Below are 16,413 nucleotides of genomic sequence, written 5' to 3'. Positions count from 1 at the left end.
TAACGCTTCAGCGGAGCAACTCCCGCAACGACTCCGGCGTCACGGCCTCCAGCGACCGCACGACCAACCGGCGCGGCGCCTCCGGGATCGGCACGAAATGCGGTACAGCGACCACGTACGCGCCGGCCGCCGTACCCGCCGCCGTCCCGGTCGGCGAGTCCTCGATCACGACACAGTCCGCCGGATCGACGCCGAGCTTCGCCGCCGCCGCCAGATACGGCTCCGGGTGCGGCTTGCCGTTGGTCACCTCGTCACCGGCGATGATCACGTCGAACGGATCCGCCGGCAGGTGCCCGAGCACCGCCTCGATCATCACCCGGTACGACGCCGACACCAGCCCGCACGGGATCTCGGCCTTGCGCAGCCCCTGCAACAGCTCCAGCGCGCCCGGCATGAACTCCACCTCCCGGCGCAGCTCCTCGACCACCTCGGTGAAGATCCGGCTCGCCAGCTCCTCGGCCGTGATCACCCCGGCCGGCAGCGCGGCCAGCCACACCTGCGCGGCGTCCCGCAGGTCGCTGCCCAGCAGCCCGAGGCTGTCCTCGTCGGTCCACGTCCCGCCGAGCTCCGGGATCAGGCGCAACTGCACGGCGGCCCACACCTTCTCGGAGTCGACCAGCGTTCCATCCATGTCCCACAGCACAGCCCGCAGCACTGCCACTCCTCACTCGACGACGGTTCCGCACCCATTTTCCGACACGTTCCGCTGGAGGTGAAACGCGGCACGTCCGTCGGCGGAACGACGTAGGCTGGCAGTCCGGATTCCGGCGGCCACGCCGGATCGCTGACAAGACGACAGGGGGCCTGCGAGTGGTTGACCTCGCGAACCTGAGGGACCCGGTCGTGATCGCCGCATTCGCGGGCTGGAACGACGCGGCCGAAGCCGCCACCGGGGCAGTGGACCATCTGATCGAGGAGTGGCACGCCGAGCTCGTCACCGAGATCGACCCCGAGGAGTACTACGACTTCCAGGTGATCCGGCCCGAGGTCGGCTTCGACGAGAACGGCGACCGCCGCCTCACCTGGCCGACCACCCGGATCTACCTGGCCCGGCCCGACGACACCGACCGCGACGTGCTGCTGATCCGCGGGATCGAGCCGAACATGCGCTGGCGCGGTTTCACCCAGGAGCTGCTCGAGGTCGTCGACGAGTCGAACGCGCAGATCGTCGTCGTCCTCGGCGCCCTGCTCGCCGACTCACCGCACACCCGGCCGATCCCGGTCTCCGCGACGTCGTCCGACGCCGAGCTGAGCGCGTCCTGGAGCCTGGAGCCGTCGACGTACGAGGGCTCCACCGGGATCACCGGCGTCTTCGCCGACTTCTGCGGCCAGCTCGGTGTCCCGGCCGTCTCCATCTGGTCCGCCATCCCGCACTACATCGCGGGGACGGCGTGCCCGAAGGCCTCGCTCGCGCTGCTCAGCAAGATCGAGGCGCTGCTCGACCTGCAGATCCCCGAAGGCGAGCTGCCCGAAATGGCCCGCGCCTGGCAGCGCGGCGCCGACGAGCTCTCCGAGGAGGACCCGGAGGTCGCCGAGTACGTGCAGTCCCTGGAGGAGCAGCGTGACACCGCCGATCTGCCCGAAGCCTCGGGCGATGCGATCGCCGCCGAGTTCGAGCGGTACCTGCGGCGGCGGAACAAGAATCACCCTGACGCGCAGTAATTTGCTACTCACGGGTTAACAAACCGCGCCGATCGTCCTAGAGTCGTCGTCGAACACGGCTGGACGGTCACGGGGAGCGGGCGGATGCGCAGGTCGGAGCGGGGTAGCAGCTCGATCCCTGCCCTTGCCGTGCTCGTCATCCTCGGCGTGGTCGCCTATATCGGCATCTTCGGGGACAAGTCCGAGGAGCCGCCGCCGGTCGATCTGACCCTGCTCTCGGCGTCCAGCACGCAGTCCACGATCGCGACCGCGCCGCTCGACACCGAGCCGTACGCGACAACGTCCGGCGCTGTCGTGCATCCGCCGGTGGAGACGGCCCTCTACACCGCTCCGGACGGCGAGCCGTTCGGCAAGATCGCGCCCCAGCAGTTCGGGCCGACCTGGCTGCCCGTGGTCGACCAGACCGACGGATGGGTCCGGGTGCTGCTGCCGTCAAAGCCGAACCGGTCGACCGGCTGGCTGCGCGAAGACGGGCTGCAGCGCGCGGCCTCGTCGTACCTGATCCGGGTGCACACGGCGTCCCGGACCATCGAGCTGTTCGAGAAGGGCCGCCGCCTCGGCGTCTGGAAGGCCGGCGTCGGCGCGCGCAAGACCCCGACCCCGGCCGGGCGGACCTTCCTGCTCGGCTCGATCGTCGACCACAAACGCTCCGCGTCCCCGATCGTGCTGCCGTTGGGTGCGCACAGTCCCACGCTCGACACGTTCGGTGGCGGCCCTGGTACGGTCGCGATCCACGGCTGGCCGCGCGCCGACGTGTTCGGCGCGGCGATCAGCGCCGGCTGCGTCCGGGTGCCGAAGACCGCCCTGGCCAAACTTCAGCGCGTCCCGCTCGGGACGCTCGTTCTGATCGACAACAAGTGACGTTGATGTGAGGAGTCCGCAGATGCGACGACAGCTCGTGCCGACCGTCGTGACCGGCGCCGCCGTCCTCGGCGTGGTCGCGTTCAGCCTGGTCGCCGGCGCCCCCGTCGGCAACGCCGCCGCCCGGCCCTCTTCGGCGTACGCCGTCAGCGGCGAAGGACAGCTGCCGATCAACAAGACGCCGTACGTCGAGTCCGCGGACGGTAAGCGGGTGTCGTCGTCCGCGCTCGAACTCCCCAGCAACCCGCTGCTCGACGTCCGCGCCGGCACGGTCACCGCGGGCAACAACTCGGCCTCGGTCGAGTTGATCGACCTGTCGATCGGCGCCGGGGCGCTCGGCCAGATCCCGATCCCGCCGGATCTGAAGAAGCAGTGCGACACGCTCCCGCCGACCGGCGCCGGCGACCTGCCGATCCCGGATCTCGCGCTCCCCGATCTCGGCCTGCCGCTGCCGCCGCTGAGCCTCAAGGACCTGCCGGTCAAGAACCTTCCCGACCTGTGCAAGCTGCTCCTGACCCCGCCGACCTCGCTGGTGGCGCTGGACGCCGTCAACGTTTGGTGCTCGGCCGGCAAGGGCGGCGTCGACATCGGCTCGCTGACGCTGCTCGGTCAGAAGCTCTCCATCCCGACCACGAGCCAGTCGTTCAGCACCCCCGCCAACCCGCTCATCTCGCTGGCGGTCAACCAGCAGACCAAGAACGCGGACGGCTCCTTCACGATCACCGCACTCACCGTCAACCTCGGCAACGGCGCGCAAATCCTCAAGTTCGCCTCGGCCACCTGCGCCAAACCGGTCGTCCACAAGCCGACCCCCAAGCCGACCACCCCCAAACCCACACCCCCGGTCCACCAGCCCCCGGCCGCCCCCCAGCCCACCCCGGTCAAGACCCACCTCCCTGTCACCGGCTGACACGGTCGCGAACGACAGGAGGTAGTCCCCCAACCGGGCCGCCGGCCCGCCTCCCCGCAGGCGGCCGGCCACCAACTGAGGCGACTACCTCCTGTCCTTACCGTCGTCGCGTGTTCCGCTTTCCCTCAAAAATTGGGCGCTGCGCCCGGGCGATTAGACAAGACCTCTTGTACAAGATCGATTGCGGGGGACACGCGATAGCGTCCGGGTATGACGATCGTCCGTTCCGTCGTGCTCTTCGTCCTGGCCGCGATCGCGGAGATCGGCGGCGCCTGGCTGATCTGGCAGGGCTGGCGTGAGCACCGCGGCCTGTGGTGGATCGCGGCCGGCGTGCTCGCCCTCGGCGCCTACGGCTTCGTCACGACCTTCCAGCCCGACCCCAACTTCGGCCGCATCCTGGCCGCGTACGGCGGCGTCTTCGTGGCCGGCTCACTCATCTGGGCCGTGCTCCTGGACGGATTCCGCCCCGACCGCTGGGATCTCCTCGGCGCCGCCTGCTGCCTGCTCGGCGTCGCCGTGATCATGTACGCGCCGCGCGGCGCCTAGCCCCTCCCCTCCCCCGGGGTCAGAGCTTGACGCCGAGCAGGGCGTCCACGGCCTGGGCGACCTGCGCGGCCGCTTCCGGGTCGTCGCCGTTGGTTTCGGCCCAGGTGTCCACGGCCGACAGGGCCGCGGGCGTGTCCAGATCGTTCGTCAGCGCGGCGCGAAGCGCGTCGACAACCGGCGCCGCGTCGGCTGCGGTGCCCCGGGAGATGGCCGCGCGCCAGAGATCCAGGCGGTTCTGCGCCTCGAGCAAACTCTCGGCGGTCCAGAACCAGTCGGTCCGGTAGTGGTGGGCCAGCAGGGTCAGGCGGATCGCCATCGGGTCGGTGCCCGCGAGGCGCTCCTTGGAGACCAGCACCAGGTTGCCCTTGGACTTCGACATCTTCTCGCCGTCCAGCCCGACCATCGACTGGTGGACGTACGCGCGGGCGAACGGATGCTTGCCGGTGGCAACCTGCGCGCCACTGGCCGACATCTCGTGATGCGGGAAGATCAGATCCGAGCCGCCGCCCTGGACGTCGAACGACATCCCGAGGTGCTCGAGAGCGATCGCGGAGCACTCGACGTGCCACCCCGGCCGGCCGCGGCCGACCGGCGACTCCCAGGCGGGCTCACCGGGACGTTCGCGCCGCCAGAGCAGGCTGTCCAGCGGGTCCTGCTTGCCGGCCCGCTCCGGATCGCCGCCACGCTCGGCGAACAGCGCGGTCATCGTCTCGCGGTCGTAGTTCGACACGCTGCCGAACGCCGGATCGGCCTTCACCGCGAAGTACAGGTCACCGTCGACGGAGTACACGGCCCCGGCGCGCTGCAGCTCGGCGACCGCGTTCGCGACCAGATCGATCGACTCGACGACGCCGATGTAGTGCTGCGGCGGGATGACGCGCAGCGCGGTCATGTCGTCACGGAAGAGCTGGATCTCCTTGTGCGCCAGCTCCGTCCAGTCGACGCCGGTCGCGGCCGCGCGCTCCAGCAGCGGGTCGTCGACGTCGGTGATGTTCTGCGTGTAGACCACGTCGTAACCAGCGTCCCGCCAGAGCCGGTTGACCAGGTCGAACGTCACGTACGTTGCGGCGTGGCCCATGTGGGTGGCGTCGTACGGCGTGATCCCGCACACGTACATCCGCGCCGTGCCGCCGTCGGCCGGCGGCACCTCGACCGGACCGCCCGACGCGGTGTCGTGCAGCCGCAGCCGCCGGGCGGGGCCCGGCACGACCGGGATGTCTGGATTCGTCCACGCCTGCATGTCCTGGAGCTTATGTCAGCCCGGAATTCCGCGAACCGACACGGTTCCATTCCCCGGTCGCACCGCCGCTCCGCAAGCGCGTCGGCTACCCTGCCCAGACCCGCTCGGCGTACTCCGCGAACGTCGTCGCCGGCCGCCCGAGCAGCCGGGCCACCTCGTCCGTCGGCTCGGCCAGATGCCCTTCGGCCATGATCGCGAACAACCCGTTCAGCTCGTCCGCGGCCTCCCGCGGCCAGCCGGCCGCCAGCAGCTCCGCCTCGTACGCCGCCGGCGTCAGCGGCACGTAGTCGACCGATCGCCCCGACACCTTGGCGATCGTCGCGACCGCCTCCGCGAAGGTCAGCGACTCCGGCCCCGACAACTCGTAGACCTGCCCGCCGTGCCCCGCCGACGTGAGGACGGCGGCCGCGACGTCCGCCAGGTCCTCTACATCGATGAACGGCTCCCCCACCGCATCCGCCGGTAACGCGAGCCGCCCGCTGAGCACCGGCTCGTGCCACAGATCCTCATCGAAGTTCTGCGCGAAGTTGTTCGCCCGCAGAATCGTCCACTCCGCACCCGAAGACCGGACCACGCGCTCCGCCTCGACCATCCCGCCCCCGAACCGCCCCGCGGCCGCATCCATCCGGCGGCCGGACAACAGCACGATCCGCCGCACCCCGGACGCCGTCACGAACGGCTCGATCACGGCCGGATCCTCCGGCGCGACCAGATACATCGCCTCCACATCGCGGACGGCGTCCGCCCACGTCGAGGAGTCCGTCCAATCGAACCGCACCTCGCTCGACCGCGACGCCGCCCGGACGTCGACACCGCGCGCCCGCAGCCGCTCGACCACGCGGCGACCCGTCTTACCTGTTGCTCCCAACACGAGAATCGTCATACCTGTAGTCAATCCGGGCCCACTCCGGTATCCCATGGGCGATCGGACCGAGCGCATGTCCACCCGGCCCGCTCTAAGGTGGTCGTCGTGGATCCCCTCGACGACCTGCTCCGCGGCATCCGTTCCGAAGGCGGCGTCCTCGGTACGCCGGTGCTCGCGCCGCCGTACGCGCTCCGCTTCGTCGACGGCGCCGCGCTGACCTTCTGCACGCCGCTCCTCGGCGCCGGCTGGCTCGTCGTCGACGGCGCCGACCCGCACCGCGTCGAACCCGGCCAGACCGCGGTCGTCCGCGGCCCCGAGCCGTTCGTCTTCACCGACGATCCGGACCGGCCGGGCCCGACCATCGACGTCCGCTGCGACGGCCGCGTCGAGGCCGCTGCGCCGACCGACCCGGGCACCGTCCTGATGGCCGGCGCCTACCACGTTCGGCAGGAGCTCCCCCGCCGGCTGCTCGACGAACTACCGCCGGTGATCGTCGTCACCGACGACCACGACTGCACCCCGCTGCTCGACTACCTCCAGGACCGCATCGCCGCCGGTGCCCTGAACCGCCTCAGCCCGGACCGGCTGCTCGACTGGCTGATGCTCTGCACGCTGCGCGAGTGGTTCGACCAGAATCCCCCGCCCTGGTACGGCGCGCTCGGCGATTCCGTCGCCGGGCCGGTGCTGCAAGCGATGCACGGCTCCCCCGCCGCCGGCTGGACGCTCGCCAACCTCGCCGAGATCGCGGCTGTCTCGCGGACGACGCTCGTCCGCCGGTTCACCGAACTGACCGGCCAGGCGCCGCTCAGCTACCTGACCGAGCTGCGGATGACGCTGGCCGCCGATCTCCTCACCGAGCCCGGCGCGACGGTCGCGACCGTCGCCAGACGCGTCGGGTACGCCGATGCCTTCGGCTTCAGCGCCGCCTTCAAACGCGAGCGCGGGCTCAGCCCGAGCAGCTATCAGAAGGCAGGCCACGGAATGGCCGGCCAGTCCTCACTCGGGTAGGGATAGACACCCGTCTTGAGCAGCGTCGCGCAGCGCTCCCGCGTCGCGGTCAGCTCGACCGCGGTGATCAGCTTGAGCAGCTCCTGCCCGAGCCCACCGGCCAGCCCGTCCGACAGGCGGCGTACGTCGTCCAGCAGACCGGCCTCGATCGGCTCACCGGCCCAGCCCCACAACACCGTCCGCAGCTTGTCGTCGGCGTTGAACGTGACCCCGTGGTCGACGCCGAACACCCGCCCGTCGCCCGGGTTCAGCACGTGGCCGCCCTTGCGATCCGCATTGTTGACCACGGCATCGAAGACGGCCATCCGCCGCAGCTCGGCCGTGTCGGCGTGCACGAGCGTGACCGGGTTGTGCCGCCCGTCCAGCGCGTCGACGACGCCGACCCAGCCTGCGGGCACCTGCCCCTGCGGGACGATGTCGACCAGCTCGGTCTCCCCCGCGGTCAGCACGGCCTCGTCGATCCACAGCTGGACCATGCCCTCGCCGAGCGGCCCGTCGCGCAGCAGCGTCGGCGGCACGATCGACCAGCCGAGTGTCTCGGAGACGACGTACGCCGCGTACTCACGCTGCGCGAGCGTGCCGTCAGGGAAATCCCACAACGGGCGCTCGCCCTGGACCGGTTTGTAGACCACCGTCGCGGTCTCCCCGCCCAGGCTCACCGAGCCCTGGAAGGTGCCGTTCGAGGCGGCCGTCAACCGGCCGTGCAGGGACAGCTCCCCGCCGGCGAGCAGCTCGCTCATTCCGGCAGGTGCCTGCGGTAGCCGTTGGCCCGCGGACAGATGTGGCCCTCGGCATCGATCGGGCGGCCGCAGAACGGGCAGCTCGGCCGGCCGGAGGCGACCAGCGCGACCGCGCGCCGCGCGAACGCCCGGGCCTGCTGCTCGCTGAGCCGGACGATGAACACCTCGCCGTCCTCGGACTCCATCGCCGCGGCGACCGGGTCCTCCTCGTCGAGCTCGGCCTGCTCGGCGGTGACGACCGAGAACACCTCGATCACCACCCGCTCGGCGTCGGCCTCCCAGGCCAGCGTCATCGTGCCGGCCCGGAACTCCTCCTCGATCGGCTGCTCCAGCGGGTCGGTGTCGTCCGGCCCGGTCGGCGTCGCCGGCTCGCGCTCGAACCGCCGCGCGACCTCGTCCAGCATCACGTCGAGCCGTTCCGCGAGCGCCATCACCTGTTCCTTTTCACAGGCCACCGAGGTCAGCCGGGTACCGGCCCGGGCCTGCAGGAAGAAGGTCCTCGCACCGGGTTCCCCCACGGTGCCGGCGACGAACCGCTCGGGTCCGTCGTACGAGTGAACGACGCGTGCCATACCTATGACCCTATTACCGTCCACCCACAACCGCGTCCGAGGACTGCTTTTTGCCCTTGGCAGCGGGTTTCGGGATCAGCGACGCCAGCTCGCTGCCGGTGTCGTTCAGGCGGACCAGGAAGGGCCGCGTCTGCGTGTACGTGATGATCGTGGTGGACGCCGTGTCGACGACGATCCGCTGGAAGGTGTCCAGATGCTGGCCGAGCGCGTCGGCGACGATCGCCTTGATCACGTCGCCGTGCGAGACGGCCACCCAGATCGCGTCGTCCGGCAGGGCGGCGTTGTGGGCGCGGATCGCGTCCACCCCGCGCTGCTGCATCGCCCGCATCGACTCGCCGTTCGGGAACGTGACGGACGACGGATGCGCCTGGACGACGGCCCACAGCGGGTCCTTCGCCAGGGTCGCGATCTTCTGGCCGGTCCAGTCGCCGTACCCGCACTCGGTCAGCCTGCGGTCGGTCGCCGGGCGCAGGCCGGGGTGCTGTTTGGCGATCGCGGCCGCGGTCTGCCGGCAACGCTCCAGCGGCGAGGTGACGATCGCGGCCAGCGGGAGCCCGGCGAGCCGCTGCGCGACCGCGTCGGCCTGCTGGACGCCGGTCTCGTCCAGCTTCACCCCCGGAGTGCGACCGGCCAGCGTGCCGGACGTGTTCGAGCTGCTACGGCCGTGCCGGACCAGAATCACCGTGGGCATGAGGTGCACGTTATCCGGTCCGGCCAAGTCGCGGTGCCATGATGGGCGGGTGATCGTCGACTGCGGGGTGTACGCCGAGGGCGAGCGGCTCGATCTGCCCAAGGAACCCGAGACCGTCGCCCAGACCCTCGACGAGCACGACCACACCTTCGGCTGGGTCGGCCTGCACGAGCCCACGGACGCCGAGATGCGCCGTGTCCAGCAGCTGTTCGGGCTGCACGAGCTCGCCGTCGAGGACGCCGTCCGCGCGCACGAGCGGCCCAAGGTCGAGCGGTACGGCGACGCGCTCGTCGTCGTCCTGCGCACGCTCTGGTACGTCGACGAGGGCGATCAGGTGGAGACCGGGCAGGTCAGCGTCTTCGTCGGCCCCCGGTACGTCGTCACCGTCCGGCACGGCGACGGCGCCGAGCTGGCCACCACCCGGCACACGCTCGAGGAGCGGGCCTCGATGCTCGGCCACGGCCCGGCCGCCGTCCTGTGGGCGATCTGCGACTCGGTCGTCGACGGCTACGAGGAGGTCGCCCAGCAGGTCGAGGTGGACGTCGACGAGGTCGAGACCTCGGTCTTCTCCCCGGAGCGGACCAGCGACGCCGAGCGGATCTACAAGCTCAAACGCGAGGTGCTGGAGATGCGCCGGGCGATCTTCCCGCTCCGCGAGCCGATGGAGGCGTTCGCGCACGGCGTCCCCGGGATCAACCCGCAGGCCGCGCCGTTCTTCCGCGATGTCGCCGATCACGTCGTCCGGGTCTCGGAGCAGACCGACGGGCTGGACACGCTGCTCAGCTCGGCGCTGAACGCGCATCTGGCCCGGGTCTCGGTCCAGCAGAACGACGACATGCGGAAGATCTCGGCCTGGGTGATGATCGCCGCGGTGCCGACCATGCTGGCCGGCATCTACGGCATGAACTTCGACAACATGCCCGAACTGCGCTGGCACTTCGGGTACTACGCCGTCCTGCTGCTGATGGGCAGCGTCTGCGGAACCATGTACGGCCTGTTCCGCAAGGTCGGCTGGCTCTAGCTCTAGCTCTAGGTCGCGGTGATCGTGCTGGTGGCGAGCAGGATCAGGATGACGATGCCGAGCAGCAGCCGGTAGAACGCGAACACCTCGGTGGTGTGCTTGGCGACGAACCGGATCAGCCAGGCGACCGAGGCGTAGCCGACGACGAAGCTGACCACGGTGCCGACGATCAGCGGGACGACGCCGACGTCCCCGCCGAGCGCGTCGGGCAGCTGGAAGACGGCCGCGCCGACCAGCGCCGGGATGCCGAGCAGGAACGCGATCCGGGTGACGGCGACCCGCTCCAGGCCGCGGAACATACCGGCGGTCATCGTCGCGCCGGAGCGCGACACGCCAGGGATCAGCGCCAGGCACTGGATCAGGCCCATCACGATCGCGTCGGTCAGCGTGACCTTCTCCAGCGGCCGCTTCTTCGAGCCGAGCCGCTCGGCCGCGACCATGAAGAACGACCAGACGATCAGCGAGCCGGCCACCCACCACATACTGCGCAGCGGGCCGGAGATGATGTCGCGGGCCAGGAAGCCGACGATGCAGATCGGCAGCGAGCCGATCACGACGTACCAGCCCATCCGGTGGTCGAACGTGCCGCGGTGCTCGGGTTTCGTCAGCCCCTTGAACCAGGCGACGGCGTACCGGCGGATGTCGCCCCACATGTAGAACACGACGGCGGCGATCGCGCCGAACTGGATCACTGCGGTGAACGCGGTCACGCTCGGATCGTCGATCTTCAGGCCGAGCGCCTTCGAGGTGATCGTCAGGTGCCCGGTGCTGGAGATCGGCAGGAATTCGGTGAGACCCTCGACGATGCCGAGGATGATGGCGTCCCAGATGGTCACTCAGGCACCGACCCCGGACAGCTCGAGCGCCTCGGCCAGGACGCGCAGGTCGGCGATCCGCTGGTCGACGGTCGGGGCGAACGGCGTCACGGCGGCGGTCGTCACGCCCGCCTCGGCGTACGCGGTCAGCTTCTCGGCCAGCCGCTCCTTGCCGCCGAGCAGCGAGATGCCGTCGATGAAACCCTGCGGGACGGCGGCCATCGCGTCCCGGTGCTGCTTGGCCAGGTAGAGATCCTGGATCTGCTTGGCCTCGTCGGCGTAGCCCATCCGGACGGCGAGCGCGTTGTAGAAGTTCTTCTCCCGGCTGCCCATGCCGCCGATGTAGAGCGCGGCGTACCCGCGGATCGGGTCCGCGGCGGCGTTCAGGTCGTCTCCGGTCATCAGCGGAACCGAAGCGACGACGTCGAAACCGTCGAGCCCCAGCTGACGGGACTGGCGTCCCGTCTCGATGTGTTTCAACTGCTCTCCAAGATAGGCGGGGTCGTTCAGGATGCCGAGCCAGCCGTCGGCGATCTCGCCGGCCAGCTCGAGGTTCTTCGGGCCGACCGCGGCCAGGTAGACCGGCACGTGGTCGCGGAGCGGGCGGCTGGACAGCTTCAGCGCCTTGCCGGGCCCGTCCGGCAGCGGCAGCGTGAAGTGCTCGCCGTGGAACTCCACCGTCTCGCGCCGCAGCGCGGCGTTGACGATGGCAACGTACTCGCGGGTGCGGGCCAACGGCTTGTCGAAGCGGACGCCGTGCCACCCCTCGGACACCTGCGGCCCCGACACGCCGAGCCCGAGCCGGAACCGGCCGCCGGACAGCCGGTCCAGCGTGGCGGCCGTCATCGCGGTCATCGCGGGTGTCCGGGCCGGGATCTGGAACACGGCCGCGCCGACGTCGATCGTCGTCGTCTGCGCGGCGATCCAGGTCAGCAGGGTGGCGGCGTCCGAGCCGTAGGCCTCGGCCGCCCAGGTGACGCCGAAGCCGAGCGCCTCGGCCTCCTTCACCAGCTTCAGGTGGTCCAGGTGCTCGTCGCCGAAGACGAAGCCGATGTTCAGTCCGAGTCGCATGACTGGCGAGCCTAGCGAGAGGTTGTCGGTGGGTCGCAATAGGCTCGGGTTATGCAGCAGCGCTATCTCGGTCACAGTGGTCTGGCGGTGAGTCGGCTCGGCCTGGGCACCATGTCCTGGGGCCGGGACACCGACGAGCACGAGGCGCGCGAGCAGCTCGCCGCGTTCGTCGCCGCCGGCGGCACGCTGATCGACACCGCCGCGGCGTACGGCGACGGCGACAGCGAGCGCCTGATCGGCACGCTGCTCGGCGACGTCGTCGAGCGTGACGACGTCGTGATCGCGACCAAGGCCGGGTTCAGCGTCCGGCGGGGTGAGCGGATCACCGACACCTCCCGCGGCGCGCTGCTCCGCGATCTGGATGCCTCGCTGCGCCGGCTCGGCGTCGATCACATCGATCTCTGGCAGCTGCACACCTGGTCCGACGACGTCCCGCTGGAGGAGACGCTCTCCGCGCTCGACCACGCGGTGAACTCGGGCAAGGTGCGCTACGTCGGCGTCTCGAACTACGCCGGGTGGAAGTCGGCCCGCGCCGTCACCTGGCAGCAGGCCTGGCCCGGCCGCGCCGTCCCGGTGTCGAACCAGGTGGAGTACTCGCTCCTCGCCCGGGACGCCGAGGCCGATGCGATCCGCGCGGCCGGCGGGCTGGGGATCGGCGTCCTGGCCTGGTCGCCGCTCGGGCGCGGCGTGCTGACCGGGAAGTACCGCACGGGCATCCCGGCGGACTCCCGCGCCGCGTCTCAGCATTTGTCCAGATTCGTCGACCCCTACCTCGACGGCCGCGGTTCGGGCATCGTGGAAGCGGTGGCACGCGCCGCGGACGGGCTCGGCTGGAGCCCGCTCGAGGTCGCGCTCACCTGGGTGCGGGACCGGCCCGGCGTGTCGGCGGCGATCGTCGGCGCCCGGACGGCGCTGCAGCTGAAATCGGTGCTGGGTGTTGAGGAGCTGACTCTGCCGCCGGCCATCGCGGCCGCGCTGGAGGATGTCTCGTGAGGACGACGCTGTCGAGGTAGCTGGAGGTGCGGATGGCCGAATACGAGCTGCAGCAGTTCGAAGTCTCCCGAACGGAAACCCGCGGCGCGGTCCGCCGCCTACTCACCGAACACGCCGAGTACGGCGGCTGGGAGTTGGCCCGCCTCCGCCGCTACCCCGACGGCACCCGCCGCGTCTGGCTCCGCCGCCGCATCATCAAGGTCATGCGCACGTTCTAGCTTTCCTGGGGTTCGGCAGGCCTGCGGCTGGATAGGTTGCAGGGATGACGCTCTCCCAGCACGTCATCAGCTCGATCACGACCGCCGAGGTCGGCGCGCGGTACCTGCGGCCCGTCGGCCGGAACTCGTTCCGCGGCGACCACGGCACGGGTGCGGTGGAGACGGCGTACGTCGTCACCACGTCGCAGGGCGCAACCGGGTGGGGGCTCGCGCTCGGGCCGGGTGATCCGGCCGCGCTGATCGGCCGGAACCTGGCCGAGTTGATCGAGCCGTCGATCGGGGTGATCGACGCCGGGGCGCTGTTCCTGGACTATCCGCTGCACGATCTGGCCGCGCGGGTGCTCGACGTCCCCGTGCACGTGCTGATCGGGGCGGCCGGGGCGCCGTCCGTCTGCGCCTACAGCGGCGGGATCTACTTCGACGACCTGGACAGCGGCCTGCCGGTGATCGCGCGGAATCTCGCGCAGGATCACGCCTTCGGGTTCCGCGATTTCAAACTCAAGATCGGCCGCGGCTACCGCTGGATGCCGCACGACGCCGGGCTCGAGCGGGACATCGTCGTCACCCGGCAGACCCGCGAGCTCTACCCGGACGCCGAGATCCTGGTCGACGCGAACGACGGCTACTCGATGAACACCCTGATCGCCTACCTGGAGGCCGTCGCCGACGTCCGGCTCTACTGGCTCGAGGAGCCGCTCGCGGAGCGCTGGGAAGACCTCGAGTACCTGCGTGACCACCCCGCCCGGCCGGCCCGGATCGCCGACGGCGAGTTCGATCCGAACGTCGGTCACATCCTCCGGCTGGCCGCCGCGGGCCTGATCGACGTCGCGCTTATGGACGTCGTCGGCCACGGCCTCACCGCCTGGCGCCGGACCATGCCCGACCTCCCGATCAAAGCCTCGCCGCACGCCTGGGGTCTGCCCTTGAAGACCCTGTACGCCGCCCACCTGGCCGCCGGTCTGGGCAACGTGGACATCATCGAGGGCGTCCCAGGCCACACGACCGGAACCGTCGACGACGGCTACACGCTCGCGGACGGCGTACTGACACTGGCCGACCGCCCAGGCTTCGGCATCGACCTGGCGACGTAGCCGACTGTTGCGGCGACGAAGACCGTCAGCAGACCGGAGGCGATCAGCGTGGCCTGGACGCCGATAACCGCGATGACCGGGCCACCGGCGAGCAGACCGGCCGAGCTGCACGCGTTCACGACCACGGACTGCCCGGAGAGCAGCGCACGCCGATCCGGGCCTGACGACGACCGGGTGATGGTCTGGGAGATCGCCGCGATCCCCCACACAACGGCGACCCCAGCGACAGCCGCCCACCCAGCGGTACTGGCCGGGTGCGTCCAGATGCCCATCCCTGCCCAGCACAGTCCGACCACCGCCCAGGACACCGCAGCCAGCCGCACCGGCTCCACCCGCCGGACCACCTTCATGGCGACCACAGTGCCCAACACCGCGCCCACGCCGTACCCGCTCATCCCGGCGGCCAGATAGACACCCGGCTGACCGCGCTGCGCGCCCAGCACCGACAGGCCGAGCGTGAATGCGAACCAGGTCACGCAGCCCGTCCCGCGGACAATCCAGCCGAGCGCGACCTCCCGGCGTCCGGTAAGGCTCTTCCGAATGGACGGCGCTGCTGTGTCGCCGCTACTGCGTTCGGCCCGGACCAGGACCGCCAGCAACCCGCTACCGAGCACCACTGCCGCCTCGGCCCACAGCAGCCCTTCGGTGATCCCAGCCGCTACCGCGACGGCAGCGATCGGCGGGCCGATCACCATGCCGACCCGACGCAGTCCGTCCTGCCAGGTCAGGAGGACCACCGCACGGCCTTCACCCCATTTGTCACCCGTGTCAGCGAGCAGAGCCGTCCGTCCAGGTGAGGAGAGTGCGTCGCCGAACCCGAGCAGCAGGCCGCTCAGCGCCAACAGCCACGGCGTCAGCACGCCGAGCCCAGCCGCAGCCGGGACGATCGCCAACACGCCGGCCGAGCCCGCCGCAACCACCGCTAGCCGTGGCCCGGAGTCGACCCACTGCCGCGCCCTGCGAGCCCACCACGGCGACAACAGCACCGGCAGCCCCGCCGCGCCCCCAGCCAACCCGGTAGCGGCCACCGACCCGGTCTCCTGCAACACCACCAGCGGCAACGCCACCTGCGCGAACCGGAACGCCAGCTCGGCAATCGCGCCCCCGACCAACAGCACCAGCGCATCTCGCATGCCTTCGATTCTTGGTGCTCTGCAAGGCGTCTGGTAGGCAGCCGGTGCTTGGCGACTGCCATAAGCTGTGCCTATGGCTTCATTACCAGCCGTCGACGACCTGCGCCTCGTCCAAGCCATCGCGCGCACCGGCGCGGTCGGTACCGCGGCCCGCGAACTACGCATCTCCCAGCCGGCCGCCTCCCAGCGCCTGGCCCGCCTCGAACGCCTCTGCGGCGCCAAACTCTTCGACCGCGACACCCGCGGGGCCCGTCCCACTCCGGCCGGCGCCGAGCTCGCCCGCCGCGCCGGTCACATCCTCAGCCACCTCGAAGAGGTCTACGACGCCGCCCGCGCCGCCGCCACCGGCCGCCGCCTCGTCATCGGCACCTTCGCCAGCCTCGCGCCGATCCTCTTCCCCGTCCTGGACGCCGAACTCGACCTCGAACAAGTCGTCGACCACGGCCGGAACCTCGCCGACCGCGTCGCCGAAGGCACCCTGGACGCCGCCTTCATCGCCATCGCCGACCAGATGACCCTCCCCCGCGGCACCGTCGCCCGCCGCGTCGGCCGCGACGAACTCGTCCTCTTCGTCCCCACCGGCGCCGCCCTCCCCACCCCCGGCAAACACCCCCTCAAAGACCGCCCCGTCCCCTTTTCCACCTACGACCGCGGCTCCGACGAGATCGCCGCCCGCCTCGGCGCCCTGGGCGCCCTCCCCCGCCGCGGCGTCACCCTCGGCACCACCGTCGCCATGGCCCGCCGCCGCACCCACCTCGCCCTGGTCCCCCGCAGCGCCCTCGCCACCGAACTCCACCCCGGCGAACGCCTGATCCCAGCCCCCTTCCGCCACCGCCTCACCCTCTCCGTCGTCACCACCCCTACCCCACCCACGCCCCTGATGACCCGTCTCCGCCGACTCCGCGAAACGCTGAACTTGTTGCCCTAGGCATGGACCTCCCGGAGGTTAGGGTGCGGGAGTCCTGAAGATCCGCCC

The 16,413-nt window shown here is 70.8% G+C and carries 19 protein-coding genes; 10 read left to right on the top strand and 9 right to left on the bottom strand.

Annotation, left to right across the window (positions count from 1 at the left end; genetic code table 11):
* Positions 1–7: 7 nt before the first annotated feature.
* Complete coding sequence (locus tag HPO96_RS09990; protein WP_337796572.1) at positions 8–655, bottom strand: HAD family hydrolase; 648 nt, start codon at positions 653–655, stop codon at positions 8–10.
* A 155-nt stretch (positions 656–810) separates the two neighbouring features.
* Between HPO96_RS09990 and HPO96_RS09985 the strand changes: the two genes are divergently transcribed.
* From HPO96_RS09985 to HPO96_RS09970, 4 genes are all read left to right on the top strand, one after another.
* Positions 811–1,662: a PAC2 family protein gene (locus HPO96_RS09985; RefSeq protein ID WP_171673067.1), complete on the top strand. Its 852-nt coding sequence runs from the start codon at positions 811–813 to the stop codon at positions 1,660–1,662.
* Between the two features lie 84 nt (positions 1,663–1,746).
* Positions 1,747–2,523 (top strand): L,D-transpeptidase, encoded by a 777-nt coding sequence (locus HPO96_RS09980; protein ID WP_171673066.1) that lies wholly within the window; start codon positions 1,747–1,749, stop codon positions 2,521–2,523.
* A 22-nt stretch (positions 2,524–2,545) separates the two neighbouring features.
* Positions 2,546–3,433 (top strand): hypothetical protein, encoded by an 888-nt coding sequence (locus tag HPO96_RS09975; protein WP_171673065.1) that lies wholly within the window; start codon positions 2,546–2,548, stop codon positions 3,431–3,433.
* A 210-nt stretch (positions 3,434–3,643) separates the two neighbouring features.
* On the top strand, positions 3,644–3,979 hold the full coding sequence (locus tag HPO96_RS09970) for a YnfA family protein (protein ID WP_171673064.1): 336 nt from the start codon (positions 3,644–3,646) through the stop codon (positions 3,977–3,979).
* A gap of 19 nt (positions 3,980–3,998) precedes the next feature.
* Here HPO96_RS09970 and mshC read toward each other — a convergent pair whose 3' ends face one another.
* Both mshC and HPO96_RS09960 read right to left on the bottom strand, forming a co-directional pair.
* A complete protein-coding gene (gene mshC / locus HPO96_RS09965) occupies positions 3,999–5,219 on the bottom strand; it encodes a cysteine--1-D-myo-inosityl 2-amino-2-deoxy-alpha-D-glucopyranoside ligase (protein WP_171673063.1) in 1,221 nt (406 codons plus the stop codon).
* An 85-nt stretch (positions 5,220–5,304) separates the two neighbouring features.
* On the bottom strand, positions 5,305–6,102 hold the full coding sequence (locus tag HPO96_RS09960; RefSeq protein ID WP_171673062.1) for an NmrA family NAD(P)-binding protein: 798 nt from the start codon (positions 6,100–6,102) through the stop codon (positions 5,305–5,307).
* Positions 6,103–6,189: 87 nt separating this feature from the next.
* Here HPO96_RS09960 and HPO96_RS39590 point away from each other — a divergent pair, with 87 nt between their 5' ends.
* On the top strand, positions 6,190–7,092 hold the full coding sequence (locus HPO96_RS39590) for a cupin domain-containing protein (RefSeq protein WP_171673061.1): 903 nt from the start codon (positions 6,190–6,192) through the stop codon (positions 7,090–7,092).
* Here HPO96_RS39590 and HPO96_RS09950 read toward each other — a convergent pair.
* Genes HPO96_RS09950 through HPO96_RS09940 form a run of 3 tightly spaced genes read right to left on the bottom strand, consistent with a single transcriptional unit; the run spans position 7,047 to position 9,095 of the window.
* Positions 7,047–7,832 (bottom strand): SCO1664 family protein, encoded by a 786-nt coding sequence (locus HPO96_RS09950; protein WP_171673060.1) that lies wholly within the window; start codon positions 7,830–7,832, stop codon positions 7,047–7,049. The two genes, HPO96_RS39590 and HPO96_RS09950, sit on opposite strands and share 46 nt — an antisense overlap.
* Positions 7,829–8,404 carry a DUF3090 domain-containing protein gene (locus HPO96_RS09945; RefSeq protein ID WP_171673059.1) on the bottom strand — a complete coding sequence of 192 codons (576 nt, stop codon included), beginning with the start codon at positions 8,402–8,404 and terminating at the stop codon, positions 7,829–7,831. The genes HPO96_RS09950 and HPO96_RS09945 overlap by 4 nt, the downstream gene beginning before the upstream one ends.
* Before the next feature lie 13 nt (positions 8,405–8,417).
* Positions 8,418–9,095, bottom strand: a complete 678-nt coding sequence (locus HPO96_RS09940) for a histidine phosphatase family protein (protein ID WP_171673058.1) — start codon at positions 9,093–9,095, stop codon at positions 8,418–8,420.
* 49 nt (positions 9,096–9,144) lie between these two features.
* On the opposite strand from HPO96_RS09940, the gene corA reads away from it, so the two are divergent.
* Positions 9,145–10,116: a magnesium/cobalt transporter CorA gene (corA, locus tag HPO96_RS09935; RefSeq protein ID WP_337796571.1), complete on the top strand. Its 972-nt coding sequence runs from the start codon at positions 9,145–9,147 to the stop codon at positions 10,114–10,116.
* Positions 10,117–10,124: 8 nt separating this feature from the next.
* Here the strand turns inward: corA and HPO96_RS09930 are convergent, their stop codons facing one another.
* Together HPO96_RS09930 and HPO96_RS09925 are read right to left on the bottom strand one after the other, a co-directional pair.
* On the bottom strand, positions 10,125–10,952 hold the full coding sequence (locus HPO96_RS09930) for an undecaprenyl-diphosphate phosphatase (protein WP_171673056.1): 828 nt from the start codon (positions 10,950–10,952) through the stop codon (positions 10,125–10,127).
* Positions 10,953–12,002 (bottom strand): LLM class F420-dependent oxidoreductase, encoded by a 1,050-nt coding sequence (locus tag HPO96_RS09925; protein WP_171673055.1) that lies wholly within the window; start codon positions 12,000–12,002, stop codon positions 10,953–10,955. It lies immediately after the preceding gene.
* A 51-nt stretch (positions 12,003–12,053) separates the two neighbouring features.
* On the opposite strand from HPO96_RS09925, the gene HPO96_RS09920 reads away from it, so the two are divergent.
* From HPO96_RS09920 to HPO96_RS09910, 3 genes are read left to right on the top strand one after another with little or no spacing between them, the layout of a single operon-like run.
* A complete protein-coding gene (locus HPO96_RS09920) occupies positions 12,054–12,995 on the top strand; it encodes an aldo/keto reductase (protein ID WP_171673054.1) in 942 nt (313 codons plus the stop codon).
* Positions 12,996–13,027: 32 nt separating this feature from the next.
* On the top strand, positions 13,028–13,213 hold the full coding sequence (locus HPO96_RS09915) for a DUF5703 family protein (protein WP_171673053.1): 186 nt from the start codon (positions 13,028–13,030) through the stop codon (positions 13,211–13,213).
* 44 nt (positions 13,214–13,257) lie between these two features.
* Positions 13,258–14,304: a mandelate racemase/muconate lactonizing enzyme family protein gene (locus HPO96_RS09910; protein WP_171673052.1), complete on the top strand. Its 1,047-nt coding sequence runs from the start codon at positions 13,258–13,260 to the stop codon at positions 14,302–14,304.
* Here the strand turns inward: HPO96_RS09910 and HPO96_RS09905 are convergent.
* Positions 14,235–15,437, bottom strand: a complete 1,203-nt coding sequence (locus HPO96_RS09905) for an MFS transporter (protein ID WP_171673051.1) — start codon at positions 15,435–15,437, stop codon at positions 14,235–14,237. The genes HPO96_RS09910 and HPO96_RS09905 overlap by 70 nt on opposite strands.
* Positions 15,438–15,510: 73 nt before the next feature.
* Between HPO96_RS09905 and HPO96_RS09900 the strand changes: the two genes are divergently transcribed.
* Positions 15,511–16,365, top strand: a complete 855-nt coding sequence (locus HPO96_RS09900; RefSeq protein ID WP_171673050.1) for a LysR family transcriptional regulator — start codon at positions 15,511–15,513, stop codon at positions 16,363–16,365.
* The last annotated feature ends 48 nt before the right edge of the window (positions 16,366–16,413 follow it).

Source organism: Kribbella sandramycini, assembly GCF_013131805.1.
Classification (GTDB): domain Bacteria; phylum Actinomycetota; class Actinomycetes; order Propionibacteriales; family Kribbellaceae; genus Kribbella; species Kribbella sandramycini.
The sequence above is the reverse complement of the archived record's forward strand: the minus strand, read 5'-3'. Positions and strand labels throughout refer to the sequence as shown.

Coding starts and splice junctions, on each gene's coding strand:
- HPO96_RS09905 (WP_171673051.1), bottom strand. CDS start 15,437: ATGCGAGATGCGCTGGTGCTGTTGGTCGGGGGCGCGATTGCCGAGCTG.
- HPO96_RS09910 (WP_171673052.1), top strand. CDS start 13,258: ATGACGCTCTCCCAGCACGTCATCAGCTCGATCACGACCGCCGAGGTC.
- HPO96_RS09945 (WP_171673059.1), bottom strand. CDS start 8,404: ATGGCACGCGTCGTTCACTCGTACGACGGACCCGAGCGGTTCGTCGCC.
- HPO96_RS09960 (WP_171673062.1), bottom strand. CDS start 6,102: ATGACGATTCTCGTGTTGGGAGCAACAGGTAAGACGGGTCGCCGCGTG.
- HPO96_RS09915 (WP_171673053.1), top strand. CDS start 13,028: ATGGCCGAATACGAGCTGCAGCAGTTCGAAGTCTCCCGAACGGAAACC.
- HPO96_RS09900 (WP_171673050.1), top strand. CDS start 15,511: ATGGCTTCATTACCAGCCGTCGACGACCTGCGCCTCGTCCAAGCCATC.
- HPO96_RS09920 (WP_171673054.1), top strand. CDS start 12,054: ATGCAGCAGCGCTATCTCGGTCACAGTGGTCTGGCGGTGAGTCGGCTC.
- HPO96_RS09940 (WP_171673058.1), bottom strand. CDS start 9,095: ATGCCCACGGTGATTCTGGTCCGGCACGGCCGTAGCAGCTCGAACACG.
- HPO96_RS09975 (WP_171673065.1), top strand. CDS start 2,546: ATGCGACGACAGCTCGTGCCGACCGTCGTGACCGGCGCCGCCGTCCTC.
- HPO96_RS09980 (WP_171673066.1), top strand. CDS start 1,747: ATGCGCAGGTCGGAGCGGGGTAGCAGCTCGATCCCTGCCCTTGCCGTG.
- HPO96_RS09970 (WP_171673064.1), top strand. CDS start 3,644: ATGACGATCGTCCGTTCCGTCGTGCTCTTCGTCCTGGCCGCGATCGCG.
- HPO96_RS09925 (WP_171673055.1), bottom strand. CDS start 12,002: ATGCGACTCGGACTGAACATCGGCTTCGTCTTCGGCGACGAGCACCTG.
- HPO96_RS09950 (WP_171673060.1), bottom strand. CDS start 7,832: ATGAGCGAGCTGCTCGCCGGCGGGGAGCTGTCCCTGCACGGCCGGTTG.
- mshC (WP_171673063.1), bottom strand. CDS start 5,219: ATGCAGGCGTGGACGAATCCAGACATCCCGGTCGTGCCGGGCCCCGCC.